The 26,975-nt window shown below is 59.4% G+C and carries 28 protein-coding genes; 18 read left to right on the forward strand and 10 right to left on the reverse strand.

Annotated elements, in window-relative coordinates:
- Positions 1 to 16: 16 nt before the first annotated feature.
- A complete protein-coding gene (locus NSND_RS14500) occupies positions 17 to 853 on the reverse strand; it encodes a formylglycine-generating enzyme family protein (protein WP_143833564.1) in 837 nt (278 codons plus the stop codon).
- 173 nt (positions 854 to 1,026) lie between these two features.
- On the opposite strand from NSND_RS14500, the gene NSND_RS14505 reads away from it, so the two are divergent.
- The 5 genes from NSND_RS14505 (at position 1,027) to NSND_RS14530 (ending at position 6,419) form a co-directional block, all read left to right on the forward strand.
- Positions 1,027 to 1,458, forward strand: coding sequence for a VOC family protein (locus NSND_RS14505; RefSeq protein WP_159450799.1), 432 nt, complete (start codon positions 1,027 to 1,029; stop codon positions 1,456 to 1,458).
- A 5-nt stretch (positions 1,459 to 1,463) separates the two neighbouring features.
- Positions 1,464 to 3,086, forward strand: a complete 1,623-nt coding sequence (locus NSND_RS14510; RefSeq protein WP_080879684.1) for an MBL fold metallo-hydrolase — start codon at positions 1,464 to 1,466, stop codon at positions 3,084 to 3,086.
- Positions 3,087 to 3,351: 265 nt separating this feature from the next.
- Positions 3,352 to 4,374 carry an NAD-dependent epimerase gene (locus NSND_RS14520; RefSeq protein ID WP_080880892.1) on the forward strand — a complete coding sequence of 341 codons (1,023 nt, stop codon included), beginning with the start codon at positions 3,352 to 3,354 and terminating at the stop codon, positions 4,372 to 4,374.
- A gap of 491 nt (positions 4,375 to 4,865) precedes the next feature.
- On the forward strand, positions 4,866 to 5,822 hold the full coding sequence (locus NSND_RS14525; protein WP_080879686.1) for an IS5 family transposase: 957 nt from the start codon (positions 4,866 to 4,868) through the stop codon (positions 5,820 to 5,822).
- A gap of 210 nt (positions 5,823 to 6,032) precedes the next feature.
- Positions 6,033 to 6,419: a hypothetical protein gene (locus NSND_RS14530; RefSeq protein ID WP_080879687.1), complete on the forward strand. Its 387-nt coding sequence runs from the start codon at positions 6,033 to 6,035 to the stop codon at positions 6,417 to 6,419.
- Between the two features lie 56 nt (positions 6,420 to 6,475).
- Here the strand turns inward: NSND_RS14530 and NSND_RS14535 are convergent, their stop codons facing one another.
- Positions 6,476 to 7,147 (reverse strand): HAD family hydrolase, encoded by a 672-nt coding sequence (locus tag NSND_RS14535; RefSeq protein ID WP_080879688.1) that lies wholly within the window; start codon positions 7,145 to 7,147, stop codon positions 6,476 to 6,478.
- 177 nt (positions 7,148 to 7,324) lie between these two features.
- On the opposite strand from NSND_RS14535, the gene NSND_RS14540 reads away from it, so the two are divergent.
- The gene (locus tag NSND_RS14540) at positions 7,325 to 9,349 is read left to right on the forward strand and encodes a monovalent cation:proton antiporter family protein (RefSeq protein WP_080879689.1); all 2,025 of its coding nucleotides are present in this window, start codon (positions 7,325 to 7,327) and stop codon (positions 9,347 to 9,349) included.
- A 9-nt stretch (positions 9,350 to 9,358) separates the two neighbouring features.
- On the opposite strand, the gene NSND_RS14545 is transcribed toward NSND_RS14540, so the two are convergent.
- Positions 9,359 to 10,447, reverse strand: coding sequence for an aromatic ring-hydroxylating oxygenase subunit alpha (locus NSND_RS14545; RefSeq protein ID WP_080879690.1), 1,089 nt, complete (start codon positions 10,445 to 10,447; stop codon positions 9,359 to 9,361).
- 244 nt (positions 10,448 to 10,691) lie between these two features.
- Here NSND_RS14545 and NSND_RS14550 point away from each other — a divergent pair, with 244 nt between their 5' ends.
- From NSND_RS14550 to nth, 5 genes are all read left to right on the forward strand, one after another.
- Positions 10,692 to 11,222: a DsrE/DsrF/DrsH-like family protein gene (locus NSND_RS14550; protein WP_080879691.1), complete on the forward strand. Its 531-nt coding sequence runs from the start codon at positions 10,692 to 10,694 to the stop codon at positions 11,220 to 11,222.
- A gap of 23 nt (positions 11,223 to 11,245) precedes the next feature.
- Positions 11,246 to 11,488, forward strand: coding sequence for a sulfurtransferase TusA family protein (locus NSND_RS14555; RefSeq protein WP_080879692.1), 243 nt, complete (start codon positions 11,246 to 11,248; stop codon positions 11,486 to 11,488).
- Positions 11,489 to 11,627: 139 nt separating this feature from the next.
- On the forward strand, positions 11,628 to 13,190 hold the full coding sequence (ftcD, locus tag NSND_RS21040) for a glutamate formimidoyltransferase (RefSeq protein ID WP_143833565.1): 1,563 nt from the start codon (positions 11,628 to 11,630) through the stop codon (positions 13,188 to 13,190).
- Positions 13,191 to 13,213: 23 nt separating this feature from the next.
- Positions 13,214 to 13,408, forward strand: a complete 195-nt coding sequence (rpsU, locus tag NSND_RS14565; RefSeq protein ID WP_013250651.1) for a 30S ribosomal protein S21 — start codon at positions 13,214 to 13,216, stop codon at positions 13,406 to 13,408.
- Between the two features lie 71 nt (positions 13,409 to 13,479).
- Positions 13,480 to 14,139 carry an endonuclease III domain-containing protein gene (gene nth / locus NSND_RS14570; RefSeq protein ID WP_080879693.1) on the forward strand — a complete coding sequence of 220 codons (660 nt, stop codon included), beginning with the start codon at positions 13,480 to 13,482 and terminating at the stop codon, positions 14,137 to 14,139.
- 66 nt (positions 14,140 to 14,205) lie between these two features.
- Here the strand turns inward: nth and NSND_RS14575 are convergent, their stop codons facing one another.
- Together NSND_RS14575 and NSND_RS14580 are read right to left on the reverse strand one after the other, a co-directional pair.
- On the reverse strand, positions 14,206 to 14,625 hold the full coding sequence (locus NSND_RS14575) for a hypothetical protein (RefSeq protein ID WP_080879694.1): 420 nt from the start codon (positions 14,623 to 14,625) through the stop codon (positions 14,206 to 14,208).
- A gap of 5 nt (positions 14,626 to 14,630) precedes the next feature.
- Complete coding sequence (locus NSND_RS14580; RefSeq protein ID WP_143833566.1) at positions 14,631 to 15,026, reverse strand: hypothetical protein; 396 nt, start codon at positions 15,024 to 15,026, stop codon at positions 14,631 to 14,633.
- A 93-nt stretch (positions 15,027 to 15,119) separates the two neighbouring features.
- Between NSND_RS14580 and NSND_RS14585 the strand changes: the two genes are divergently transcribed.
- From NSND_RS14585 to NSND_RS14600, 4 genes are all read left to right on the forward strand, one after another.
- Positions 15,120 to 15,551 (forward strand): PGPGW domain-containing protein, encoded by a 432-nt coding sequence (locus tag NSND_RS14585; protein ID WP_013250647.1) that lies wholly within the window; start codon positions 15,120 to 15,122, stop codon positions 15,549 to 15,551.
- A 57-nt stretch (positions 15,552 to 15,608) separates the two neighbouring features.
- On the forward strand, positions 15,609 to 18,254 hold the full coding sequence (gene polA / locus NSND_RS14590; RefSeq protein ID WP_080879696.1) for a DNA polymerase I: 2,646 nt from the start codon (positions 15,609 to 15,611) through the stop codon (positions 18,252 to 18,254).
- Positions 18,255 to 18,503: 249 nt separating this feature from the next.
- Complete coding sequence (locus NSND_RS14595) at positions 18,504 to 18,890, forward strand: metallopeptidase family protein (protein ID WP_080879697.1); 387 nt, start codon at positions 18,504 to 18,506, stop codon at positions 18,888 to 18,890.
- 114 nt (positions 18,891 to 19,004) lie between these two features.
- Positions 19,005 to 19,823: a putative signal transducing protein gene (locus NSND_RS14600; RefSeq protein ID WP_080879698.1), complete on the forward strand. Its 819-nt coding sequence runs from the start codon at positions 19,005 to 19,007 to the stop codon at positions 19,821 to 19,823.
- Between the two features lie 162 nt (positions 19,824 to 19,985).
- On the opposite strand, the gene NSND_RS14605 is transcribed toward NSND_RS14600, so the two are convergent.
- The 5 genes from NSND_RS14605 to NSND_RS14625 all read right to left on the reverse strand — a co-directional run bounded on the left by NSND_RS14605 (position 19,986) and on the right by NSND_RS14625 (position 23,879).
- Positions 19,986 to 20,468: a nucleotidyl transferase AbiEii/AbiGii toxin family protein gene (locus NSND_RS14605; protein ID WP_080879699.1), complete on the reverse strand. Its 483-nt coding sequence runs from the start codon at positions 20,466 to 20,468 to the stop codon at positions 19,986 to 19,988.
- The gene (locus NSND_RS14610; protein ID WP_080879700.1) at positions 20,447 to 20,650 is read right to left on the reverse strand and encodes a hypothetical protein; all 204 of its coding nucleotides are present in this window, start codon (positions 20,648 to 20,650) and stop codon (positions 20,447 to 20,449) included. The genes NSND_RS14605 and NSND_RS14610 overlap by 22 nt, the downstream gene beginning before the upstream one ends.
- 164 nt (positions 20,651 to 20,814) lie before the next feature.
- Positions 20,815 to 22,068: a hypothetical protein gene (locus NSND_RS14615; protein WP_080879701.1), complete on the reverse strand. Its 1,254-nt coding sequence runs from the start codon at positions 22,066 to 22,068 to the stop codon at positions 20,815 to 20,817.
- A gap of 72 nt (positions 22,069 to 22,140) precedes the next feature.
- A complete protein-coding gene (locus NSND_RS14620) occupies positions 22,141 to 22,698 on the reverse strand; it encodes an LPP20 family lipoprotein (protein WP_080879702.1) in 558 nt (185 codons plus the stop codon).
- Positions 22,698 to 23,879, reverse strand: a complete 1,182-nt coding sequence (locus NSND_RS14625) for a hypothetical protein (RefSeq protein WP_080879703.1) — start codon at positions 23,877 to 23,879, stop codon at positions 22,698 to 22,700. Before NSND_RS14625 ends, NSND_RS14620 begins: the two co-directional genes overlap by 1 nt.
- A 185-nt stretch (positions 23,880 to 24,064) precedes the next feature.
- On the opposite strand from NSND_RS14625, the gene NSND_RS14630 reads away from it, so the two are divergent.
- The 3 genes from NSND_RS14630 to NSND_RS14635 are packed head-to-tail and all read left to right on the forward strand — an operon-like array spanning position 24,065 to position 26,964.
- Complete coding sequence (locus NSND_RS14630) at positions 24,065 to 25,114, forward strand: alkaline phosphatase family protein (protein ID WP_159450800.1); 1,050 nt, start codon at positions 24,065 to 24,067, stop codon at positions 25,112 to 25,114.
- Positions 25,115 to 25,121: 7 nt separating this feature from the next.
- Positions 25,122 to 25,613: a hypothetical protein gene (locus tag NSND_RS21045; RefSeq protein ID WP_143833567.1), complete on the forward strand. Its 492-nt coding sequence runs from the start codon at positions 25,122 to 25,124 to the stop codon at positions 25,611 to 25,613.
- Positions 25,594 to 26,964 carry a HEAT repeat domain-containing protein gene (locus NSND_RS14635; RefSeq protein WP_159450801.1) on the forward strand — a complete coding sequence of 457 codons (1,371 nt, stop codon included), beginning with the start codon at positions 25,594 to 25,596 and terminating at the stop codon, positions 26,962 to 26,964. The genes NSND_RS21045 and NSND_RS14635 overlap by 20 nt, the downstream gene beginning before the upstream one ends.
- Positions 26,965 to 26,975 lie beyond the last annotated feature (11 nt).

Below are 26,975 nucleotides of genomic sequence, written 5' to 3' on the forward strand. Positions count from 1 at the left end.
TACCATGCCGACTGAGTTACCTGGCGTCCATCGCACATCGAAACCCGGTTGATTCGTTTCGAATGGTCGGATCGCTGTCCACACGGGTAAAGATACGAACCGTGGGAGTCTCATTCTGCCACCCGGCGCCTCGAATGACCCGCTTCTCGCCGCTGGCCGGTCCCGGGGGATTCTTGTCGGGGCTCTTTTCGTAGTACTTCGCATCGTACCAGTCGTTGACCCATTCCCAGACATTGCCGGCCATGTCATAGACACCGTAAGGACTCTTTCCGCTCTCGTAGCTGCCCACCGGCATAAGCGTTTTTTCGCCGATCCACTTCTGGTTGAAGTTGAGGTGTTTGTCGGTCGGTTCCACATTGCCCCAGGGGAAGCGCCAGTCGTTGTTGCCCTTGGCGGCCTTCTCCCATTCGGCCTCCCGCGGCAATCGCCTGCCGGCCCACTTGCAGTAGGCATCGGCATCGGCCCAATCGACGTTGATCACCGGACGGTCGGCCAGGGATGCGGGAATGCCGATCCCTTCCCAGAGGTTACGGGTCGGGTTCTTGGGATTCTGCGGAACACGGTGGTTCGTGGCCTTCACGAATTCCAGGTAGCGTCCGTTCGTCACTTCATATTTGTCGATATAGAAATCGGTGATCTCGATGACGTGGCGGGGGTATTCATCGCGTCCGCCGTCGCGGTCTCCGGTCGGCACGCCCATCGGGTACGAGCCTGCCGGAATCAGGACCAACGGCGCGCCATCCTTTCCTGTGATCTCTTTGGGGAGCGCCGCCTGTTGCGCTGCGAATGCGTGCGAACTCACATTCAGTCCGATGAGCGCCACCACTATTGCGAGGACGGATCGTGCCACCATAGCTCAACACTCCTTTGGTTCGAAAAAGACGATGGCAGATCGTACCACAGCGGCGAAGAATTCAGACACGGCTTGGGCAGAGAATGTGCGCACTCGGGGTGGGCCGATGCAGGAGAATGAGGATTGACGAGGTGACAGGCCCCCACCTACTATACGGCCAAGGAGATTCCGACGTGCCGACCCATCGAGGCTTGCGACATCTGGCCCTTCGTGTGACCGATCTTGCCCGGTCGCGCGCCTTCTATGAGCGGTTCCTGGCCATGAAAGTGGTGTGGGAACCCGATCCGGACAATGTGTATTTCAGTTCGGGGTCCGACAACCTGGCCCTGCATCAGATCGCGCCTGCCGAGCTGGCTCAGTACCAGCCGTTGCGTGGACAGTTGCTCGATCATGTCGGTGTGATCATGGACAGCCCGGCGCATGTAGATGACCTGTTCCGGGACGTCCAACAGGATGGGGCACGCTACGGGGCCACCGTCGCCAAGCCACCCAAGCAACATCGCGACGGCAGCTACTCCTTCTACTTTACTGATCCGGACGGGAATGTCATTCAGGCGTTATACGAACCGACGATCAGCAGGATGGAATTCTTGCCTCCCGCCTGACCACCATGGGTATTTGGGATACATTGCCGCGCGATCAGTATGTCGGGTTGGCCCCCTGGGTGTGGGTGCAGCTTGAGAGTAATCAGCCGCCGGGGCCATTCCCCTTCATCGGCGGTGTGGCCCCGGAGGTGGTGGCGAGTTTGCACGAAGCCCACAGCCTCTTTCTTGCCTGTGTGGAAACCGCCATCAGCGATGTGTTCTCCCGTCGCGCGACACTCGGCGACCCACAGACCAGGGTACGGCTGGAAGACGCCTATGCCGAGCTGGTCAATTCCCGACAACAGCTGAGTCAGCACATTACGGCCCGGCGTCAGCCGGATGGGCAGTTTCACTGGTCGCATCCCTTCGATGCGACGAAATCCGCGACCGTGGTCAACAGCGGCCTGCGAATCTTCAATGCCGTGAAACGTCAGGCGATTCCTGTGCCGTTTGAGCGTCCTATGGGACCGGTGGTCGGAAAACTGCTGGGGATGTTGGATGGCACGCAGCAGGCCGGGGCGATTCAGACGATCGTGGCGACGGCCGGACGGGACGGTGAACGGCTGTTGACCAAGTTGGTGGAGCTGTTGGTTCAATACGAATGCCTCACGCCGACGAAGCACGCCTCGATTCGAGACCAGTGGTTGGCCAATACCCAAGATCGGGACATGATTCATCTGGGCCATGCCGCGTTGATGTATCGACAGCAGGACCGGTTCCTGTTGTTTGACCCCTGGCTGTTGCCCTGGTTCGCGGAGTCGAATGTGCCGAGCCTCTGGGGCTCGATGTTGCCGAAACCGGCCGCGATCTTTTTGACCCATGACCACGATGACCACGTGGATCCCCGGACCCTGCTGCATGTGCCGAAAGACGTGCCGATCGTGATTCCCAGCCGGCGCAATAGGAAGAAGTTTTTCTACGACTACCTGCCGCTGCTTCGGGAGCTGGGATTTACTCACATCGTCGAACTGGCGCACGGGGAGACTTGGAACTTCGACGGCGGCGCCGTGGTCTCCGTCCCGTTTTACGGCGAAGATCCCTGCGATTTGGAGATGCCGAGAAACTGTTACCTTGTGACCGATCGCGGGCAAAACGTGCTGGTGCATGCGGACAGCGGTCCGACCAACAGCGGCCGGTCGGCCATCAAGGAAGAGGTGATTCAGCAGCTCGTCCAGAAATATGGTCCTATCTCGTTGGTTCTGGCTTCTCAACAACAGCTGCAGGAAATCCGTAGTTATGCCGCCCATGCGCCCCTCTCCCACCCTGGTCTTTGGCTCGAAGTCGGGGAGAACGGGTACCTCACGAACGGGTATCTGGACGAGCTCTGTGCCGTCGCCCAAGCGAAGCTGTTTGTGTCCTATGCCACCGGCGGTGCCGACTGGTATCCCGATCACTTGTCGTTTATGTTCAGCCAGCGCAATCCGGCACGCACGGCACTTCTCACGGCGAACTGGGAGCAGCCGGAAAAATTGAAAGATCTTCTCGGAGTGCGAGGGTGCGGGTATCATCGCGCTCATGCGTTGGATTTGTTCCGGAGCAGCGGTGACGGGACGGTGCAGGTGTCATCCGCGGCCGAGGCCCTGGCGCCCTTGTCGCTCTATCGACTGGATCACGGGGATCCGGCGTTCATGAAGCGTGGCGGACGATAATCGGTGAGCAGGCTGTTCAGAAAGGTCGTCCAGCAAGGCCACAGCAAGCGAAGAGGCGAATCGTGCTCATTCTTACCCGCCCACCCCGAGCCTGCCGAGACAGGCTCTATGCACGTGGCCGTATGGTGAGCTTCTGAGGTTCACGACGCGCTGAATACAGCGCGTCACGTTTGTGAACGCCGTCGAGACGGTGAGGCGGCAGTGTCTTGCGAGAACGATGCCGGCGAGCTTTTTCAACAGCCTGTTAGGAAAGGAAGGGAGCGATATGGGGTCTGGGAAAGGATTAGTGCTCGTCACCGGCGCCGCCGGATTTATCGGGTCTCATGTGAGCCGGCGATTGCTCGATCGCGGTGACACTGTGCTCGGTCTGGACAATCTGAATGATTACTACGACGTGCGCCTCAAAGAAGCGCGGCTCGCGCGCCTGAGTTCTCATCCCCAATTTCAATTCGTCAAACTGGATCTGTCCGATCGTGCGGGTATGGCGGCGCTCTTCGAACAGCATCCCATTCGGCGCGTGGTGCATCTGGCGGCGCAAGCCGGTGTCCGCTATTCACTGGTCAATCCGCATGCCTACACTGCGAGTAACATCGACGGGTTCTTGAACATTCTCGAAGGCTGTCGGCATCACAAGGCCGAGCACTTGGTCTATGCCTCCACGAGTTCGGTGTACGGCGGCCACACGAAGATGCCGTTCTCAGTGCACGACAATGTCGATCATCCCGTGTCGCTCTACGCCGCGACCAAGAAGGCGAACGAGCTCATGGCGCATTGTTATGCGCACCTGTATCGCTTCCCGATTACGGGATTACGGTTCTTTACTGTCTACGGGCCCTGGGGCCGTCCGGATATGGCATTGTTTCTCTTTACGAAGGCGATTCTGGAAGGAAAGCCCATCGACGTGTTCAACCACGGGAAGATGCAGCGTGACTTTACCTATGTCGACGATATCGCCGAAGGAGTGTTGCGTACGCTCGATCGGCCCGCTCAAGCCGACCCGGCCTGGGCGAGTGACAACCCCGACCCCGGCAGCAGCTCCGCACCCTATCGGCTGTACAACATCGGCAATCACCAGCCGGTCGAGCTGTTGCGATTTATCGAGGTGCTGGAACAGACGCTGGGCATGAAGGCCCAAAAGAACTTCCTCCCTCTCCAGGCCGGCGATGTGCCTGCGACCTATGCCGATGTCGCGGATCTCATGCGTGATACGGGCTTCAAGCCCGCGACCTCTATCGAGACCGGCATCGCCCGCTTTGTGGAATGGTATCGGGCGTATTACAAGGTGTGATGGCATGTGGAGCGCGTGTTCCTGCAGCGTCTCTCCCGGGGGGTGGCTGAGAAGCTCGTCAAGCCACTCGGTCACCTCCGCACCCACCTGGTCGCGTAGTGCGATAAAAATCAGCAGAGTTGCTCGAACCCGTGCAAGCGTTCGGTGATGTCCCCGCAGAGGGGATGTGCGACGACGGGTGCAATGGCCCTGAATTGCTTGATCGTGTGAACGTGATGTTCCAGGGTTCCCCGCCAGTGCCGGATCGTCCTTTGTCCTTGCAGTTCTGCGACGCGGTTCCATTCTGCTGTCGGTAAGCGCAGTCAAACCGTCCCGGCAAATTAAGATGAGTCGCGTGGCGCGGCGTCTCGAGTCGTTGCGAGCCGACTTGTCTGGGATGCTGAGTCGGTACTTGTTGCAGCTGGGAGTATGGAGTAAATTAGGGAAGGTCTGATTTATTCCTCGCGCGTGATGTGCTACGGGTAGCGCAACACCGATCAGGAGGCGCCCCCATGTCGCAACAGACTTTTGCAGAAGCGAGCTTTGAACAGTATCGGAAACCGACCCGCCGCGAGCGGTTTCTGGCGGCGATGGAGCAGGTGATTCCGTGGAGCGAACTGGCGGCGGTTATCGAGCCGTACTATCCCAAGGCGGAGGGGGCCGGGCGTCCGCCGGTCGGAGGTGAGCGAATGCTCCGTATCCATTTCCTGCAACATTGGTTCAATCTGTCTGACCCGGCGGTGGAGGAGGCCCTGTATGACTCCCGCGCCATGCGGCAGTTCGTGGGCATTGATCTGGGGCGCGAGCCTGTACCGGATGAGACGACCATCTGCAAATTTCGGCATCTCCTGGAAGTCCATCGGTTGGGCGAGCAACTCTTTGCCTTGATCCGGACGTATCTGGCCGAGCAGGGGCTGCAGATCAGCCGGGGGACCATCGTGGATGCCACGATCATCAGCGCCCCCAGTTCGACAAAGAATCGCCAGAAGGAGCGGGATCCCGAGATGCATCAGACCCAGAAGGGCAACCAGTGGTATTTCGGGATGAAGGCCCATATTGGAGTAGACAGCCGGACGAAGCTGATTCATTCCGTGGCCGCCACCGCCGCCAATGTGCATGACAGTCAGGTGTTGCCGGACCTACTGCATGGACAGGAGACGCGGGTGTGGGGCGATGCCGCTTATAGTGGCCAACGCGACGTGATTCAGCAGCACGTGCCTGGGGCCAAGAGCTTCGTGCAGACGAAAGCGCATCGCCATCGGCCGCTGAGTGAAACCGAGCGCGCCCGGAACCGCACCAAGTCGAAGGTGCGGGCCAAAGTCGAACACGTGTTCTTAGTGATGAAACAGATCTTTGGCTGGGGCAAAGTCCGCTACCGGGGGCTGGCGAAGAATACGAATTGGCTCTTCGTCACGTGCGGCTTAACGAATCTGTATCTGGCGCGACGACGCCTCTTGGCGGGAACGTAGGCGACGTGTGTCCGCAGGGCGGCCGTGGGCCATTGGACAGGGGGTGAGCCCACAAAAAGGCTCACGGACCAGCAGATTCTCACCGGATAGCCCAGAGTGTTCACACCAGTAACTGGTTTCTCAGTGGAAACGTGAATTAATCAGACCTTCCTTAGAAATAGAGTTTCCCCCTTTATGCAAAGGGCTTTAGTGGACGTGAAAAGAAATCGAATGATTTGGTCGTTGCTCGCAGCAGGATGGCTGATGCTGGCGGGGCAGGACCTTGCGCTGGCAGAAGCGCCTTCGACCGAGACAGCGACGTGGAGTGAGTTGCGTAGCCAATCATCGAACGCCTTGTCCCAGGCTCCGGCAACGAGTGAGAGGCAAGTCGACATCTTTCGGCAGGCGCCCATGTTGAGTGGTCGCGTGCAGGTCAGTGAGCAGACTCTGATCCCTTATGTGGGGGCCGGATTCGGCGGTGGATACGTGACGGAACGGGATCGGGCCCTCGGTCCCATGCCGGGACTCCCGCAGCAAAACCTCTTGGGTGACTCGTTAGGTTTGGGCAAGGGCATGATGCCGAACGAATTTCAGATGGGCATTCGCATTCCGTTTTAAGTCCTGCCGGTTGCGCCGCTGCACCACAGCATGAATCATCCCTTCTGGTCCAGTGGCTAAAAGAGTCGCCGGGCGAGGCCTGCCGGGTCGACTCCATCCAGCGTTGAAAGGACCAGGTGCGCCTCCGCTAGTTGGGATGCCGGGTAGGTCGTCGCAATGGCGAGGACGCGCATGCCCGCCTTCAGGCCTGCCAGAACTCCCGCCCGAGAATCTTCGATCACCAGGCACTCGTTTGCCCTGAGCAACGGTGGACGAGGCCTACGGGCGTTCAGCAGTCTGAGGGTGAACTCATAGATCGCAGGGTCCGGTTTCCCTACGGCGCAGTCATCTGCGGACACGATCAACTCAAATGCCTGTTCGATGGGGGTGCCGGTGAGTGCGGCGAGGATCTGTTCGCGTCTGCCTCCGGACGCCACTGCCAGCCGGTACGCTCCCGACGCGCGCTGCACGAACTCGGTGACCCAGGGAAACAATGCGGGTTTGTGCAGAGCCGTATGTGCGCGAAACAAGCCTGCCTTTCGTTCGATAATCCCGGCGTGAATCGCCGGGTCGCAGCTCCCGTCGCGTCGTTCCAATAATGCGGTCGCGCAGGTTCGTTCATCCATACCCAGGTAGGTGCCGTAGTACTCCTCATCACTCAGGCTGAGTCCCGCTTCGGCCAACGCCTGCTGAAAGCAAAGCAGGTGCGGCGTTTCGTCGTCGGCGATGACGCCGTTGAAGTCGAACATGATGGCGCGCAGAGCGGCCTCCCCGGCTCACATTGTCCTACGTGGTGCGCTCTACTCTAACCGAGCGCGGGTGGTCGGACAAGCGGAACTCCTTGTCCCGCTGAGGTCCCTACGGTATGCTGCGTCACGGCAACGTATCCGGACCGTTCGCCACCACAAATCGACTCCCATGACACGATGAGCGACTACGCAGTTCTCGGCGATCTCTTGGTGATCTATGCAGTGTCCACTGCGGTGGTCTTTGTATTTCATCAGTTTCGTCTTCCATCGATTGCCGGGTTCCTGGTGGCCGGAGCCCTGATCGGGCCGCACGGGCTCCATCTGATTCCCGATGTGTCGCAGGTGCAGGTCCTGGCTGAGATCGGGATCGTGCTGCTGCTCTTTACGATCGGGATGGAATTTTCCTCCGCACACTTTGCGGCTGCCCGGCGCATTCTCATGGTTGCCGCGCCGGTTCAAACCGGGGGCGTCCTTGTCCTGGCGTTGCTCGGGGCTTTGGCGGTGGGCCTCTCGTATCAACAAGGGATTTTCTGGGGCTTTCTCCTCTCATTAAGCAGCACGGCCATCGTGCTGAAAGCCCTTTCGGAACAGGGTGAGAGTGATTCGTTTCACGGTCGCGCCACCGTTGCGATTCTGATCTTCCAGGACCTTGCCGTCGTTCCGATGATGCTCGTCACGCCGATCCTGGGCACTCCGAGCGGGAGTGCGATGGGGACGGTACTGATGACCTTGGTCAAGGCGGCGATTGTGGTCGGGTTGATCGTTGCGGCAGCCTGGTATCTTGTGCCGCGGCTCCTGCGCCATATCGTGCGGAGTCGAAGCCGTGAGCTGTTTCTGCTCTCGATCATCGTGCTCTGTCTCGGTATTGCCTGGCTGACGTCGCTGGGCGGACTGTCCCTCGCCCTGGGGGCGTTTATTGCCGGGCTGGTTATTTCTGAGTCGGAATATAGCCATCAGGCATTGGCCGAAGTCCTGCCGTTCCGTGACAGTTTCAATAGCCTGTTTTTCGTGTCGATCGGCGTCTTGATGGACATACGGGTGGTGCTGGAGCATCCGTTCATTGTGCTGGGCCTGTTGTTGGCCGTGATTGTCGGGAAACTGGTCACCGGGAGTGGGGCGATGGTGGCGGCCGGGGCTCCGCCTAGGTCGTCGGTGTTGGTCGGGGTGGCGCTCGCGCAGGTCGGCGAATTCAGTTTTATCCTGGCGCAACAGGGGCAGGATGCCGGTTTGTTCACCGGGGATCAGTATCAGTTATTTCTGGCGGTGTCGGTGCTGACCATGGTGGTGACGCCGTTTTTGATGCAATGGTCGCCCGATCTGGGGCGGCGGATCGAAGCGATGCAGCGCGTCCGGGGCTGGATGCCGACCCGCACCGCCGCGCATGTCGAGCAGATGGAAGGTTCCCAGATCCGGATCAAAGACCACGTCATTATTGTGGGCTATGGGCTCAACGGTCGAAACCTCGCCCGCGTGTTAAGCGAGACCGAAATCCCGCATGTGGCCCTCGACCTGGACGGCGAAACGGTGCGCCGCGAGGCGCGTCATGGCGTGCCGATCTACTACGGCGACGGCTCGAATGCCAACGTGCTGCGGCATATGAAGATCGACGACGCCAAAGTGCTGGTCGTGGCCTTGTCCGATCCGTTCACGGCCCGGAGAACGGTGAAGGTGGCCAAAGGATTGAATTCGAAGCTCCACATCGTCGTGCGGACGCGATATTTGAGAGAGTTGGAAGAGTTGCATCAGTTGGGTGCGGACGATGTGGTGCCGGAAGAGTTCGAGACCTCGATTGAAATCTTTGCCCTGGTGCTGCGCACCTATAGTTTGCCGCAGGAATTTGTGGCACGAAAAGCGGAACAAATCAGGCGCGAAGGGTATGCGCTGTTGCGGCGGAGCGAGATGCCGGAGCTGGCTCATCATCTCCGCGGAGGCACGTTGACCGATGTCGAGGTGGAAACCTGCCGGATCGATGACGAGGCTCCGGCGGTGGGAAAGTCGCTGACGGAACTCTCCATTCGCCCACGGACCGGCGCGTCGGTGATTGCCTGGACTCGCAGCCAGGTCACTCAGTCCAATCCATCTGAAACCGTGCGGCTGCAGGCCGGCGATGTCGTCACGCTGCTCGGATCCCGCGACCAGATTCGTCGGGCCATGGCGCTCTTGACTGAGCCCAATCATGGCACGAGTCACCAACTCAAATAGCGCGGTCGGCTAACTTCTCCAGCGAAGCGTCACGCGGTCTTTCAGCGGATGGTCTAAGGGACGTCCGGTCTGGACGGCGGCGAGATGGGCGGCCTTCAGTTTGTAGTACCACTTGGCGGGCGTATCGGCGTCATCGATCAGCATGAGCGCCGGTTTGTATTTCAGTCCCACGGCTTGCCGCTCCATGGCCTGCTTGTCCTGCTTCATGAAGATGTTGGCGAAATAACGGAACAGCGGCTTGGCAAAGGGCAGCCAGGGCAGGATATTCCAGGCGGCGGCAAAATCGATCCGGCATTGTTGCTCGCCCACGGGCGTGACCGTGGCGCGCGAAGAGACGTACATCGAACCGCACTGCACGAACTCGAAGCGTTGGTTGGGGAGCACAAAGTCGATGGTCGTCGTCAAGGGCCCGCCGTAGAGCCGGTTGAGGAGCTTGTAGGGTCCGCTGTTCTTCGACGGCGCATGGGGAACCATGCGAAACCCGTTGGGGATCGGCTCGAAGGTCTTCGCTTTGTCGTGCATGCTGGCTTTGGTCCGCCACCAGGAACTTTGGTGCACAAAGGGACCGTGGGCCGGGTCCATGAGTCCGACGATGCCGTCGTCGATGGTGCAGTCCAGAATCGTCGAAATCTGGATCATGCGATAGGGTTCGGACGGGAGCGGGAGACGCGGGAGTTCCGGAACCGGTTGTTTCGGCTGTTGCGGATCCGGGAGAAACACCCACACGTACCCATCCTGATCCTGGCAGGGGTAGGACGTGATGCCGATCTTTTCGGGTTGGAGCGGGGACCCTTCCACGAGTGCCGGAATATGGCGGCAGCGGCCACCGGTATCGAACTGCCATCCGTGATAGGCGCATTCGACGCGCTCTCCATCAAAGTGTCCGAACGAGAGCGGCATGCCGCGATGGGGGCATATGTCGCGCATCGCCGCCACCTTGCCTTGGCGGTCACGGCAGACGAGGATCGGTTGTCCTAACATCACCTGGGTTTGCATCTGGCCGACAGCCAGAGCCGTGCTCGTGGTCGCCGGATACCAGAAGCCGTAGAGCGGGGCGCTCTTGGTCGGTTTGAGTTCGGTGATGAGGTCTGTGCTCATGAGTGATGCAGTCGCCTGGTTTGTCGCGATGCGTGAGACGGTTCGCCGCCGAATGGACTATAACGGCGGGCCCGCAACAGGTCAAGCAACCGGCAGTCTAGGGCGAAGGCCGCAGACGGTACGATCTGGATGGCCAAACCCCGCTTCTGACCCGCATTTCTTGACAAGAAAAAGAAGCGGAGACTATAGTCAATTTCCATCGTATGTGACTCCATATCCCTACTCCGAGAGACGAGGTACCCTCATGACAACCGCACAAATCGAGCCCACCGCTGCACTGGCGGAACTCCGCGAGGCGAAACCGGATCGTGTGACGATTGTGTTGCTGAGCGGAGATCTCGATAAGGCCATGGCCGCCTTCATTATCGCCACCGGTGCGGCCGCCATGGGGATGCAGGTCACGGTGTTCTTTACGTTCTGGGGCCTCAATACGATCCGCAAGAAAGGCGCGAGCAGTTCCGCGTCTGACTGGCTGCGTCGGATGTTCGGGTTCCTCAACAAGGGCGGCGCCGAGACGTTGCCGCTGTCCCGCTTCCATTTCTGGGGGCTGGGCACGAAGATGATGCAAGTGGTGATGAAGCAGAATCGTATGCCGGGTGTGCCGGAACTCATGGAGACGGCGCTGGAGCTCGGTGTTCGCTTCATCGCCTGCACGACGACAATGGGCCTGATGGGCATCACGAAAGATACGTTGATCGACGGAATCGACCAATTTGCCGGTGTGACGACCTACCTGGCCGAAGCCAAGCAGGGCAGCGTCAATCTGTTTATCTAAGCGAGGGGTTGAGGAGCGGCACGATGCAGGCTGATGTGAAACTCGATACGCTCGGGTATTTTTGCCCGATGCCGATTATTCTGACGTCCAAGAAAATCAAGGAACTGACGACCGGTCAGGTGCTGGAAGTCGTGTCGGACGATGAAGGCATCAAGAAGGATATGCCGGCCTGGTGTGAGACGACCGGCCACGAAATGGTGGGGCTCGAAGAGGAGCAGAGTGCGTCCAAGCGGATCTATAAGGCCTTCGTCAAGAAAACCAAGTAGGGGCAGCGACAGGCGCGCGAACGCGGGGCCGTCCTGTTAGGCAAAGCCGGAGGGCATGATCACCAGCCTCCGGCTTTTTTGTTGTCTCGGACTTTCAGGGTAAGCGGGGCGGACCGGGTCGGGTGAGAGAGGGAACGTCGTGAGTCAGGTTGTTGAATGTGTCCCGAACTTCAGCGAGGGACGGAACTCCGAGATCGTCGACGCGTTAGCCGGAGTCGTCCGCTCAGTCCCCGGCGTTGTCCTGCTGGATGAAACGAAGGATCCGGACCATCACCGGGCCGTCGTAACCTTTGCCGGTAGGCCCTATGCCGTGGCCGAGGTGGCCTATCAGATGGCGCGGATGGCCTCCCAGTTGATCGATCTCCGAAACCATCATGGCGAACATCCGCGCGTCGGGGCGACGGATGTGATGCCGTTTGTGCCGATTCGTGGCGTCAGCATGCAGGATTGTGTGCAACTGGCTCGCATGGTCGGCCAGCGTATCGGGAATGAATTGAAGATCCCGGTCTTTCTGTACGAACAGGCGGCGACCAGGCCCGAGCGGAAACAGCTGGAGTGGATTCGGAAGGGTGGCTTGAAGGGACTGGCGGATCGGATGGCAAACGACCCTGCGTGGGTGCCGGATTTCGGCCCGAAGCTCCTGCACCAGACGGCCGGGGCCACGGTGGTGGGGGCGCGATGGCCGCTGATCGCCTTCAACGTGAATTTGAAGAGCCGCGATCTTTCGGTTGCCAGGGCCATCGCCAAGGTAGTGCGCCAGTCAAGCGGCGGGCTCCCGTACGTCAAAGCGATCGGCGTGGAGCTGAAAAGCCAACAACTCGTGCAGGTATCGATGAATTTGACGAACCATGAAGAGACGCCGCTCCATGTCGTGTTTGCGGCGGTGCAGCGGGAAGCGGCGGCTCGTGGTGTGGAGGTGGCCGGCACAGAGATCGTCGGGTTGGTTCCCGAACAGGCGCTCATGGAGACGGCGCAGCAGGCGCTCTGTCTCAACCAATTCGACGGACGACAGGTGCTTGAGTCGCGATTGGACCGTCCCGAATCGCGGGAGGCGATCGGGCGGATGGCGGCGTCGCAGCCGGTGAAGGAGCAGTCGCCGTCGCCCGAGAAGGTCGGGGCGCCGGACGGGAAGATGCCGGAGCTTCAGGGGCAGACCGGCGGCAGCGTGGGGGCCCAGTCGGCGGCGTTTGCGGCCGGGTTGGGAATGATGGTGGCGAAGCTGACTCGCGCGCGTGCGATTGAAACGCGCTTATCCGAAATTCGCACCCGCCTCCACGAATTGGCGCAAGCGGATCGAGATGCCTATGGGCGGGTGCTCCAGGCGAGAAAGCTTCCGATCACCCACCCTGACCGTCCGCTCCAACTCTCATCGAACTTGCTGGGGGCGATAGAAACGCCGTTGGAAATTGTGAAGCTGTCTTGCGAACTCATCCCCTTGCTGCGGGGTCTCCTGACGCAAACGAAACCGGAGCTTCAGCCGGATCTGAAGATGGGCCTTCGTCTTGCCGATGCCGTCATCGATGGGTGCCTCGGAATGGTCGAGGAGAACATGAAAGTTCAACCAAATCAGCTGCTTATTGCCTCGATTCGAGAGCGATTCTCCGTTGCGGAACAAATGCTTGTGGATGCGAAATCGCTATGCTACACTCCGCCCTTCGATTCGTGGGCCCAAAACATGTTGAATATCCTGAAACTTCGGTGAAAGAGAGTCGAAGGTAGCTGACGATGGAAATTAAGGTTTTCAATAACAACGTCGAAAAAGCCCTGAAGGTCGCCAAGAAGAAATTGGCGGGCGAAGGATTGTTCCGCGAACTGAAGCGCCGCCGCTATTATGAAAAGCCGAGCGTTCGGAAGAAGGCGAAAGAGCGAGAGGCTCAGCGCCGCCGGCAGAAGTGGCTCGCAAAGAGACGGCCCGAATAGACGTCAGGCGTTCGTTTCCACAGCCGACTAGTTCGACCACTCCCTGTTGAGTTCTCCTCTCCGGCAGCTCCATGCAGGCGCAAGAGATCCACGCCGCCATCCGAACGGTCAAGCGGGAAATCGCTCGCTGGCCAGACCCGGTTGTCGGCGTCGTTGCCAGACAGTCAGGCCGTGATCCCTTCCTCGTGCTCATTTCCTGTCTCCTCAGTCTACGCACCAAAGACAAGACCACGGCCGAAGCCAGCGAGCGGCTCTTCGCCTTGGCGTCCACACCGGCCACCATGCAGGCGCTGACCACCCCGGTCATTGAGCGCGCCATCTATCCCGTCGGGTTCTATCGGACAAAGGCCAAACAGATTCAGCAGATCTGCGCCCAACTCCGTGAGCGGTACCAGGGTCGGGTGCCGGACAAGATCGATGAATTGCTGACGTTGCCGGGAGTCGGGAGGAAGACGGCCAATCTGGTGGTGACGGTCGGGTATGAAAAGACGGGGATTTGCGTCGATATTCACGTCCACCGGATCAGCAACCGATGGGGGTACGTCAAGACCAAGAGTCCCGATGAGACAGAAACAGCTCTCCGCGAGAAACTTCCGCGCAAATATTGGATTACATTCAACGACCTGCTCGTGCCCTACGGACAACACCTCTGCCAGCCGGTCTCGCCATTGTGCAGCCAGTGCAAGATTGCGGCGTATTGCGATCGCGTCGGCGTGACGAAAAGCCGTTAAGCGTGGAGCGCCGATACGCTTCAAGCCACCAGCCCTTTAGTGAGATATGAACGACGAGAGACGTGGTCAGATGAACAATTTGGTTTCCGCCTGCGCAGTGAGCGAGAGGATGGAGGGGAGCCCAAGCACTTCGTCCACGTTGCGTTCCACCGCGCCCGCTGCCACTCCCATATATTCCAGGCCCGCGCTGCAGGCAATGAGGCGGAAGTGCCCGACCAGACGTGCTTCCTGGAACATCTCGGAGATCTTCGGGACCTTCTTTTCCTTCAGAAGCCGGGCGACCTGTTCTGCCGAGTCGGCATATTCGGGTGGAAAGTCGATCTCGTCGATCTTTCCTTCTGCGAGTTTCTTAATTGTCCAGAACAGCAACACCACAATGACGTCCTTGCCCATCGCGGCGGCGGTGAGGCCGAGGGTCGCGACCTGGTGCAGTTTGTCGTAGGTGGCGTTGTGGGCAAAGATGACGAATTTGGGTTTACCCGACATGGGAGCTACTTGACCTTCTGTCTGGTTTTGACGCTATTCACAAAGTCGGCGATGGCTACATCTACTTCAGCGGGTGTCATGGCGCGATCGTGCATCTCGCTCTCGTCGAGGAGGTAGCGCTCCCCTTCTTTTTCCTGTCGCACCACCACGGAGTTTTCCGGTGTGACCTCGACCCGCATGAACCATTCCTTCTTACCTTGTGTAATGACCACTTCTTTACCAAGCCCGATCTTGGTGATGTCGATCTGAAGTTCCGACTCAGTGGTGCCATCAGCTGCCCAAGCTGCGTGGCTGCTGAGCGCAACGGGGCACAACGAGAGGGCGAATCCGAGAACGGCCAGGCCGGAGGCCTGAAGGCAGGCTCTCGTCACTCGTGCGCTGTTGAGTCGCATCGGCGGCATGGTGCGGAATTATAGCTGGCGGAGCAGGCAACGTAAACCGGCTTGGCTTCGCCACCCTTTCCGCCATGCAAAGCCCCATGCTAGGATGCGCCGGTGATAAGCGAACTCCTGACGCAGATCGAATCCTACGTGCCGGCGAATGTGCTGATCTGGTTTGCCGTTTCCTCCGTGTTCATGTTCGTGGGCACCTTGATCGCGATTCCCATCATTTTGATGCGGTTGCCGGCGGACTATTTCGATGTCCGCACTCCGCGACCCTGGATGGAGAACCATCATCCGATCCTTCGCGTGATTGGTCATGTGGTGAAGAACGTCGTGGGGGCGATTTTTCTGTTCGCCGGTTTTCTCATGCTGTTTCTGCCCGGACAGGGCGTGCTGACGATGTTGATCGGCCTCTCCTTGATTGAATTCCCAGGCAAGCGGCGGGTGGAGGCCAAGATCGTGGGGCAGTCCACCGTTCTCAGCACCATCAACGCCATGCGGGCCAAGTTCGACAAACCGCCGCTCATCATTGCACCGGATTGAGAGCGTTGCGGTAAGTTCGACTCCTGCGTGTTGCTCCACCGGTTACATATCTCAGCTATGCCCACACTCTATCTCATCGACGGCAGCGCCTACATCTATCGGGCATTCTTCGCCCTGCCTCCCCTGGCCAATTCCAAAGGCCTGCAGACCAATGCGGTGTATGGCTTCACGACGATGTTGCTGAAGGTCCTGCGGGACCATCGGCCGGACTATGTGGCCGTGGTGTTCGATGAAAAGGGCCCGACCCACCGCCATGAAGCGTTCAAAGACTATAAGGCGCAACGGCCACCTATGCCGCAAGGCATGAGCGCGCAGATTCCCTACATCCATCGTGTGGTGGAAGCGTTATCTCTGCCGGTTATTCGGCAGGCCGGATATGAGGCCGACGATCTGATCGGCACCCTGGCGAGAAAAGGCGAAGTCGAAGGCCTCGACGTCGTGATCGTCACCAGCGACAAAGACATGTTCCAACTGCTCACCCCCAAGACGCGCATTTACGATCCCGTGAAAGATAAATGGTTTGGTGAAGCAGATTCGCAGGCACGGTTCGGCGTGGAGCCGGCGCGGGTGGTCGAGATCATGGGCCTGATGGGCGATACCAGCGACAATATTCCCGGCGTCAAAGGCATCGGCGAAAAGACCGCTGTGAAATTGATTACGCAGTTCGGCACGATCGAGGAGCTGCTGAGTCGAATCGAAGAAGTCACGCCGGTGAAAACCAAGAACCTGTTGCTGGAGCAGGGCGAGCAGGCGCGGATGAGCAGGCAGCTCGCGACGATTCAGCTGGACTGCCCTCTTGAATTTGTCCCGGCCCACTTTCAGGCGAAGGCGCCGCAGGCCGAGATCCTGGTGAGCCTGTTGCGTGAACTGGAGTTTATGACGCTGGCCAAGGCCTTTCAGGGAGAGACTCCTGAGCAGAATCGGCTGGGGGCTGATGTCGAACAGATTCACGATGCTGCAGCGGCGGACGCGTTTCTGAAGGGGCAACCGGCAGCTGCGATGTTGGGTTTAGCCTGCGTCCTGACTGGTGAGCCGGGGGTGCGCGCCGATATTCAAGGCTGCGCGTTGGGTCGGTCTGATGGAAACGCGGCCTTCGTCCAGGGCGAGGCGCGTGACTGGCCACGCCCACTGATTGAATGCCTGCATGATGGGAATAAGCCGAAAGCGGTACAGGATCTCAAACCGCTGTTGTTGGCGCTCCACCGTCAGGGCATCGACATGCCCGGGCCCTACTTCGATACGATGGTGGCGGACTATCTGCTGAATCCGAATCGCCGCGCCCATACCTTGGAAGCGATTGCCATGGACCTGCTGAGTTATCAGCTTGGTGCGGGTGAACAGGAAGATTCAGGCAAGGGCCCGCAATCCCTGTTCGATGTGGATGAGAATCTGGTTCGTCGAACTGGCGAGGCGGCAGCCGTGACAGCCAAGGTGGCCCCGATGCTCCGCGAGCGGCTGCGAGAGCAGGGCAGCCTCCCGCTCTTTCAAGACGTGGAGATGCCGCTCGTGCCGGTCTTAGCCGAGATCGAACGGAACGGCTTTCTGCTCGATGTCGAGGGCCTGCAGACTTTGAGCAAAGAACTAGAGCGTGAGCTGGAGCAGATGGTAGGCAGCATTTACCGTCTGGCCGGCGGTGAATTCAATATCGGCTCGCCCAAACAACTGGCCACGGTGCTCTTCGAAACGCTCGGCCTGAAGCCGCTGCGCAAAACGAAGACCGGCTACTCCACGGATGAAGACACCCTCACGCAACTTGCCTCGCAGCATGAGTTGCCGGCGCAGATCCTTAACTATCGGACCCTGACGAAGCTCAAATCGACCTATGTCGATGCCCTGCCGCAGTTGGTAAATCCCGAAACAAAACGACTCCACACTTCCCTCAATCAGACGGTGGCGGCGACTGGACGTCTGTCTTCGACCGATCCGAATCTACAGAACATCCCGGTGAAGGGTGACTACGGTTTGCGTATCCGCGAAGCCTTTATCGCCCCGCCGGGTCATCAACTGCTCTGCGCCGATTACAGTCAGGTCGAGCCGCGGATTTTAGCGCACCTCTCGCAAGACCCTCGCCTGCTGCAGGTGTTCGAACAGGGAGAAGACATTCACATGGCCACGGCCATGGAGATTTTTAATCTGCCGGCTGGCGAGGTGACTCGGGAGATGCGGCGCGCGGCGAAGAGCGTGGTGTTCGGAATTGTGTATGGCATCAGCCCGTTCGGCCTGGCATCCAACATCGGTGTGCCGCAAGCGGATGCCAAGAAATATATCGAGACGTTCTTCGAGAAGTTTTCGGCTGTGCGGGCGTTGATGGACCGCAATATCGACGACGGCAAGACTAAGGGCTATACGACCACGATCCTCGGCCGCCGCCGCCAGATCCCTGAGTTGCAGAGCGGCGATCCATCGCAGCGCGGCGTCGGCGAGCGCATGGCCGTCAATAGTCCGATTCAAGGCTCGGCCGCCGATCTGATCAAGGTCGCGATGATCAAGGTCCATCAACGCCTCCAGAACGAACTGCCTCGCTGCAAGATGATCCTCCAGGTCCATGACGAGTTGATTTTCGAAGTGCCGGACCAGGAATTGGAACGGGCGAAACAGCTTGTAAAAGCGGAAATGGAAGCCACCGGGGCGGCGTTGGGCCTGTCGGTTCCGCTCAAGGTCGATCTGGGGGTGGGGTTAAACTGGCGAGTCGCCCATCCCTAGCCGGATGTTGAAACAGGCTGCCAGCGGCGTTCTCAGTCGCACGCCTCCCTGCGAAGAGAGGGATGGCACAGGGAAAGCGCTGAGGAGTTTATCCGCTCGCCAAAGCTATGTGATTGGCGAACGGGTCAAACGAAGTTTGGTATGTACCTCCCCAGTCGACGTGCTCCCTGCGGCCTTGCGGACAGCCTGTTTGAACATCCTCAATGGAAGCTGATGTTGCACAGCGCGTGAGTCGATCCAGTTCAGCCTATGTTGCCGCGAAAGCGTACATTGACCATACCCGAACCGGAGTTTCAGGCCTTAGTGCAGGAGGCGCTCGACGGCCTTCCCGACGAATACGCCAAACTCATCACTAACGTTGCTGTGGTGGTGGAGGAAGAGCCCCCTCCGGAAGTGCTCGCCGACCTGGAGATGGAGGCAGACGAGGACCTCCTCGGCCTCTATCAAGGTCTCTCTCTCGACAAGGAATCCTTCTTCCAAGCGGGCGGGCAACTGCCGGCCAAAATCTCCATCTATCGCGGACCGATCCTCCGCCTCTGTCGAACCAAGAAAGAAGTCGTGCAGGAAGTGCGCGATACCGTCGTGCACGAGATCGGGCATCATTTCGGGTTCGATGACGATGAGATGCCTTACTGAGAATAGGGCCATCAGTTACGTTTTTCTAGAGAACCGTATCTCTCCTGGCTCTGCGCTAAAGATGTCATAGCGCAGAGCCGTCGTGCGATAGTTCCTCTCATTCACGGGTGACTGATGAAGAAACTCCATGTCTCCCAATCGCTGGTCGAGGTCGAATCACTGAAAGATTTGCTTGAAGGTGCGGGCATTGCCTGTATGGTGAGGAATCAACAGAGTTCCTCACTGGCCGGATCGGTTCCGTTTGTCGAAGTGTTCCCAGAACTTTGGGTGCTCAACGATCAGGATTATGACATCGGAAAAGAGTTGCTTGCTGGGCAGGCTTCAACGGCCATGCCGGGGTCTGATTGGACATGTGCAGTCTGCGGCGAGTGTCATGCGACGGAGTTTGTCACTTGCTGGAAGTGTGGTGTGGAGAAGGGGGTGGAAGGATCTCAGAAGGTTGCGATTCAGTCAGAGGCGTCGCCTTCAGGAGCCTCGCTCGGATTTGGTGTTTTGCTCGGGGTCTGTCTCGGAGTTGCCGCCACACTGTGCATGTATTGGCTGTGGAGATATTCTTCAATGACAAGCACAGCCTATGATCGGAACGCGGACGGCAAGGACGATGTTGTCTATGAGTATAAGGGGCAATTCCCATGGGCTGCCAAGTTGGATAATGATTTTGATGGGTATTTCGAGACTGCGCTTTTCTACAACCAAGCTGGTGAGGTTATTCGCACGGAAATCGATCGCGGTCGGGCCGGACGGCCGGATCTGATTGAATACAATGCACTGGGAAGGCTTGACTCAGTTGAATTTATTGACCGAACCACAGGCAGAGTCAAAAAGCGCATGTATTACAAGTTGGATGCCAAAGTGCGTGAGGAGATCGATGAAGATGGTGACGGCAAGTTTGAGCGGGTTATTGAGTTTGATGAGTTCGAAAATCCCAAGTGATAAGCAATCGCCGTTACTCCGTCTTCGGCAGTTCTTCTTTGTAATCCACCAGCAGGCACTGGTCTTCGCTCGGGAAACGTCCGGGATCGAATAATTCCACCATACTTCTTAAAATCCTGCCCCACCTAACGGTCAGCAAGTCCGAGCATCGTTTTCCAGCGGTCAACGTACGTCCGTCTGGCGCGTGCGGATTTTCTCCAAATCGGCACGATCCTGGAGTCGTCCCGCCACCATCTTGAGAATGACGAGATCCTCGATCGACAGCATCGGAACCTGTAGCGCGCCGAAGGGAACCGTGTGTCTGCGCTCCAATGCGGTTCGAAGATAGGCCGAGTCGGCCAGCAGGAAGTCGATCACGACTTCCTGTCCGGAGCGGATTCCCACAATTCGCCAAATCGAGATCCCCTGTAAGGCCATAGGGTTCGGATGGATGATGGTGGAGTCGAAGAGGGATGAGACGAGCGCCTGTATCTGTTCGCGTGAAGGCGGATCCAGCAGAATGAGGAGGTCGATGTCCGTGGTGGATCGAGGCTCTACCAAGGCGCTGTAGGCCCAGCCCCCGGCCAGCGCATAGGCCACGCTGCGTCGGTTGAAGTCGGTGATGAGGTCGGAGAACGTTCGGACTAGGATTGGCTCTGCTGCCATGCCTGCTCTTTGGCCAGTCGAATTTCGTGCATGACCTGCGCGATTCCCTCACCCGCGCCCGGCACATTCCGCTGCTCGATCACGGCTTGACGCAAGGCCAGCCCCAACTCCGTCAGTTCGATCGTGCGGCGCAAATTGTCGGCAATACGTAAGTCGTCTGGGGATGGGGATGATGGCGACATAACCGGGGCTCCGAGCAAAGACGGATTCTGAAGGAGAGTCTACTTGACGACTCGGTCGGGAGCAAGCGGGAAGACGCCCGCTGCCTGGGTTCTCCCTCCCGTAGAAGGAGTGCATCGGACATTGATGGGAGATCAACAAACCCGGACGGGGTCAGCGTTCAGGCTTATGAATACAACCGCCCAACGATCTGATTGAAGTTGAAGAGCATCGCGTTGGTGCGGGTGTAGGCGGCGTGGCCGTAGTAGTGGTCGCGGACGTTGGTTGAGCTGGTGCAGTCTTTGTAATCGACCAGCAGACACTGACCTTCGCTCGGGAAGCGTCCGGCGCGTCTGGCGCACTCCACCCAGCGTTCGAATCCATCGTAGGGTTCCAGCAATTCCCACACAGCCTTATTGGCGGCTTTGGCATTTTCAGCGGGCAGGGCATCGCTGCCGGCCACGGCCAGTTCCTGCACGTAGTCGCCGCCCCAGGCGATCGGCATTTCAACGGTGATCTGTGGCAGATCCATTTTGGAGAGCCAGGTTTTTCCGTCGGTGCGCAGATTGCGATGGTTTACGACGTGGAGTAGTTTGCCGATGCCGGACGGATCCCAGCCGTACCGCACCGGTGTGCCGAATGTGACGATATCGAGGGCCACGCCATTGAGTAATGTGCCATTGGTCAACAACGGGTCGATGCGCTGAATGGCCTGCGCATCCGGACCTTGTGGATTCGCGGCGAGGAGAAGATCGAAGAGGGTCTTCCGTCCCGTGATCGGCGAAGGGCAGAGGAGATTAGAGGCCAGCGCAAGGACGAGTCCGGCTTGGCCATGGGCTTGAATCAGGATGCGGTCGCCGGCGCCCAGATGTTGTTCGATGACGAGGGCCCGCAGCCGGTCCAATAATCGGCAGGCGGCCATGGCGCGGCCGAGGTGATGGTGTTCGCTGGACCAGAGCTCCCGGATGCAGGTGATGGGTGTAGCCAGTTTCTGATTCAGGGCTTTCCGGCAATGTTCGACCGTGGTGGTCGTAAAGTTTCCCGCGTCGCCGATTTGACTGTCGAGCAGGGTCTTCGTGGCCTCATCGTTGGACAGCGGTGGCTTCATGCCGCCCGGCAGCGGGGTGATGCCATTCGTGCCTTCCCGCATGAAGGAGAGGAGCGAATCCAGGCCTGAGATGCCGCGTGAATAGCCTCGCTTGAGCCCGCCCACTTCATCGAGCCGTCCTAAGCCGAAGACATCGGTGCCGGGGATGGCGCCATGCAGGAACATGATCAGCCGCACACCGGCTTGTGACAGCTTCTGGCCGAGCTGGCTCATCGCCTCCTGCCAGGCCGGAGAGTCGGCGTCTGGCGGCGTCGTCCAGTCCGCGTAGGTCAGCCGGTCGCCGGGATTTTTGCGGGAGAGCTCGTCGTGCTGAAAATTGTTTTCGATCGGCATGGGAAGATTGTCTTACCCGAAACGGAGCGTGAAGTTCAATGGAGGAGCTGCGGATTCGACCTGGAAGGTGGTTCAGCGATGCGCTGCCGATTCGCGGCCGTTCGAATCCGTGGGTTTGGGTTCGGGCAGGCGGGGCTTCGGCATGACGGCCGTCGCTGAACAGGTTTTAGCTTCCTCGTCGGTGTGGCGTTCGATGATCCGGACACCCTGCAAATACTCCTGAACGATTTCCTCCCGCACGACTTCGATGTCCTGCTCGACCTCGCGACCGGTGCGTTCCCGCAGGCGGTCGGTGGCATGTTCCTTCACCAGCACGCGGATTTGTTTGGCAATATCGGCCCTGGCTGCCAGCTCGGAGACCCGCTGACAGACGAGTTTCCCTTTGCCCAGGTCGCCCTGCCCCTGGCCGGTCAGCAACTCCTCTGAGCTGGATGTCGCTTGCGCAGGTCTAGCCTGGGCTGCGCTGGTCGGCGATTCCGCCCGCCCTTGCATTTGGAGATGTTGGAAGGTCTGGTCTGCGTGATCGCGCACGGCCGGTGGCGTCAGGTCAGAAGCCGGTGCCGGCGATGCGACCAGCAGCGCGTAGAGAGGCCACCATCCTGCTCGAATGGGTCCAGCCGTCAGCGACATTACTGTGTCCCTCCCTGATGGGTTTCGTTTCCGGGGATCTGTTGCGAAGGCGTCGTCGGGATGGGCACCGGTTTCTTCGGTACCTGGTAGATAATCGCCGGCGGGGTTCCGCGAGGTGCATTGATCGATGGTTGTTCCGCAGCAGGAGTGGCCTGGTCGACTCCCGATCGATAGGTATGGAGCGTGCGCGCTGCCGGTCGGCCGGATGGCGGCGGGACTCGTCGATAGGTCGGCATCGTGCCGAGGCTCCCCTGCGGCAGCGGTGCTCCAGGCTGTGCCGGTACTTGAATTGCGCCTGGTTGAGCCGGTTGTTGCGGGGCGACCGCGTAGCCCGGCAAAAATGGAACGGTATGTGGCACGGGCGGCCGCCGGGGTTGCGGCGCCGCCGGGGGTGCTTTCGTTCCCACGGTCTGCTGCGCGATGGCCAGGTGGGGATTGTCGGGATTCAGCCGACTCGCTAGCCCAAGGAGGGCGTGAATTTGCGCGAGGCCGGCCGATGGAGAGGGTTGTGCGAACGGAGTGAGTAGCACCCAGTCGGTCCAGGCTTGGGCGACCATCGCATCGGACTCCGCGCGATTGAGCAACTCGTTCCGTTCGTGGCTCAGTTCTTGGACCTGTTCGGGCGAGGTGGCTGCGGCGAGGGTGTCGTTGGCTGCGTCGAGTTCCTGCTGCAACGATTCCACATCCCGTCTGAGCGCAAGCAACTGCTCCCGCGCGTCCTCGTTCTGCCGTAGGGTGGCAATGGCCTGGGCGACTTCGTCGGTGTCTACCTGTGCCGTCAGCTCGACGCGGACCACAACGAACTCTCCATTCAGGGCGGTCGTCACGTGTTGATCGAGGACCAGCACCATTCCCGCGGTGTAACTGCGGATTTCATCCAGAGTGACATCCAGATCTCGCACGACCGTGACGCTTTCCAGATACGAGGCGACCTGCTCCAACGCCTGCTTCTTCGCTTGTTCGGTGGCGAGTCTGATCCCGTCTGTTTTGGTTTCGTGATCGTTCATTCGATGTTCGCCGGTTCCGGTGACGACTCGAACCTCAGCTTGGCTAGCACTCGGGCGGGTGAGGGACAGGGATAGGGCGATGAAGAGCAGGCCGAGGAAAAGGTTGATGGATCGAGCCCGCGGGGGCTTGTCGGGGATGAAGCGGGAGCCACTGTTGATACGGTTTTGGGGCATCGCCTTACCACCGCGGAGCGTCTGATTGAGCGTGGTTGTCGAGCGAGTTGTCCCGACCGGATCAGGATACCATCGATCCCGCTTCGACGCTATGAGAGGCGGGGTTCGCGCCTTGCCTTCGCGGAAAACAGCATGCTAAGGTACTTTCTCTTCGCGTCTCAAAAGATCGTATGGTGGGGCAGGTTATGAGTCGTATTCGCAGCATTATGACAGTCGTGGCAGTCCTCTGCATGGTCGTCGGTCTGGGGCCGGCACTCGTGGCGCCCTCGTCCCAATCCGTTGCCTTTGCGGCACGCGGTGGGGGCGAAGTGGCCACTCCCGTTCAGGCAGGCATCACAGAACATGTGATTCTCTTCGTATTGGAAGGGTTGGGCCAGGAATCACTCAAGAGTGGCGCGATGCCGGTGTTGTCGTCCCTTGTGAAGGACGGGGCCGTGACCTGGTCTGCTACTGCAGTGGCCCCTGCGCGCCGGTTGCCGACGATGGCTTCGCTGGTGACGGGCATGCCGGTCGCCAAACATGGGATCACCTGGAACGTCTTTGAATTCAGCCGTGGATATCCTCGCGCGCCGACGGTGTTTGATTATCTGGACCTGAGCGGCGGCCGGGACAGTGCCATTTTCTATATGGATGAGTCGTTGTATCAACTCGCGAAGCCGGAGCCCTACACGGATTATCAAATGTGTGGTCCGCTGCGGGCCGAATGTAATCCTGATCGTCTGGTCGGCTACGTCCGGGATTATTTCAAAAAGGCGACGAGTGGTTCAGGGTATGGTCATGCCATTCCAGCCTTGCCGCATCTCCTGGTGGTCCATCTGCCGGCTCCCGGGCGTGTCGGAGAGACGCAGGGCTGGAAATCGGTTGCCTACAAAGACGCGTTGAAGGCGGTCGATAAGGCGATGGGGACCGTGCTCGATCTGTACCGGGAACATGGTTTGATCAAGCGGACCACGGTGTTTGCCACCTCGCTGAGTGCCTTCGGGGAGACGCAATTCTCGGCCGGTGAGGTCTCCGGTGAGCAGGCCGGCAATGTTCCGGTGGTGCCATGGATTGCCTCAGGTGTCGGCATCAAGGCTGGGCATTCGATTCGCCAGCCGGTGTCGATTATCGATACGGGCGCGACGGTGATGCGCGCGCTCGGACTCACGACGTATACCGAATGGGAGAGCCACCCGGTCGAAGAAATCTTCAAGACCGCATTCGCTGCTGCTCCCGTCAGCCCACTCCTGCAATAGAGGACCGATGCGTTCATCATCGCACAAAGCATTCGCCGGGCGGCAGGTGTTTTTCTGGATCGTAGCCGTGACGTGTGTGTTGGTTCTAGGGCCATCCGAGCGGCTCTTGGCGGCCGGTCCTCCCCCTGCCTATGGCAAAGAACACACGATTACAATCGATCCGACTCCATTGGTGCCGCAATCCTGGTGGCAGGTGCCCGGTGTGACACCCCCGCTCTGGGTCTTGGACCCGGAGACCTCGGATGCCTACCGGACAACCGAAACGCGCGAGTTGAAGCTCAAGCCGGGACAATACAAGTTCATCAGTTTTACCTTCGACTTCCCCTTCACGGTGAGTTTGGACGGGAAACTGGAATACTCCAAGTCACTCGATCAATGTGTGGAGGGCCGCGGGACTCAGACCCTGGTGGTACGGTGCAAACGCACCTATCCCCATGGCGGTCAACGTGATGCCTATTACGGGAATAGTGAGGTGGGTGATGGCACAGGCACTCGATGATCTGCTGGATTCCCTCGAAGATGCGGACGACGCCACGCGTGAAGAAGCGGCGAAAGCCCTCGCCGAGTTAGCGAACCCGGCCACGCTGGATGCGCTCATCGGCGCCTGCGGCGATGAGTTTTGGTCTGTGCGGACTCGTGCCGGCTGGGGCGTGGCTAAGATCGGCGGACCGAAGGCGATTGAAGCGCTGATCGTGCTCTTCAACGACCCGATCATGGAAGTCCGCAACGAAGCAGTTGCGGCCGTGGTCTCGCTTGGTGCGGGCCAGCTGGATCGGCTGCTTGCCGCGATGAAGGATGAGCGGTGGCGGGTTCGGGAGCATGCGGCCAAAGCCTGCGGGGATCTCCATGATTCGGGTGCCGTCGATGCGTTGATATTTGCCTGTCGGGATCGCGACGGGGCTGTGAAGAGTGCCGCCGCGGAAGCGCTGGGAAAAATCGGCGATCCGAAAGCCATTCCCGCGCTGGTGAAATTATTCCGTGATTCATCCAAGATCGTCCGTGAAACTGCCGGTATTGCCCTGGTGGCGATCGGACAGCCCTCCGTCGATTTGTTGCTCGAGACGTTGAAGGACAAAGATTTCGTCGTGCGTTGTCATGCGGCTCGCGCCTTGGGAGGCATGACGACGGACTATCAAATCGGCCGGAGCTGGGTGCGGGAGCCGCGTGTCGTCGATGCCTTGATCGAGGCGCTGAAAGATCCGGACCGGGCCGTGCGTGAAGACGCTACGATAGCATTGGGCATGATCGGTGATCCCCGCGCCATCGACGGGTTATTGGAAGCGATGAAAGACGGTGCCGTGAAGCGCCATGCCATCGCCTCGCTGGGTATGATCGGCGATCCTCGAGCCCTTCCTGCCGTCTTGGCGGCGCTCAAGGGAAAAGGTGTGCGTCAGGATGGCACTCCGACGCCCGGGTGCATCGTCAGTGAAGACGCCTTTATCAAGGAAGCAGCGGCCACGGCGCTCGGCCACTTCCGCGATCCGCGCGTGATTCCCGATCTGATCATGCTGTTGAAAGACGGGGTGTTGCGTGAGAAAGCGGCGGCGGCGCTGGTGCTGATCGGTGACTCGGCTATCGAACCGCTCATCTCTTTTCTCTATGATCCGAAAGCGTCGGAAGTTGAAGCCGAGGGCGAACGCGTCCTGTCCTACGCCTCGGTGCGGCTGACGGCCAAAGATTCCCTGCGGCTACTTGTTGTTGAAACACTGGAACATCTTGGGTGGACGCCTCCGGATGAAGAGACGTCGGTGGATTCCAGCCAGGCCGACAATCTTCGTGTCGACCGCCCGCTGGGCGACATCGGACGGTTCGGCCCGAGCGGAGACTTTGCGAAAGGATCGGTGCGGTAATCACCGGCTTC

Origin of the sequence: Nitrospira sp. ND1 (assembly GCF_900170025.1) — a bacterium.
Lineage (GTDB): Bacteria > Nitrospirota > Nitrospiria > Nitrospirales > Nitrospiraceae > Nitrospira_A.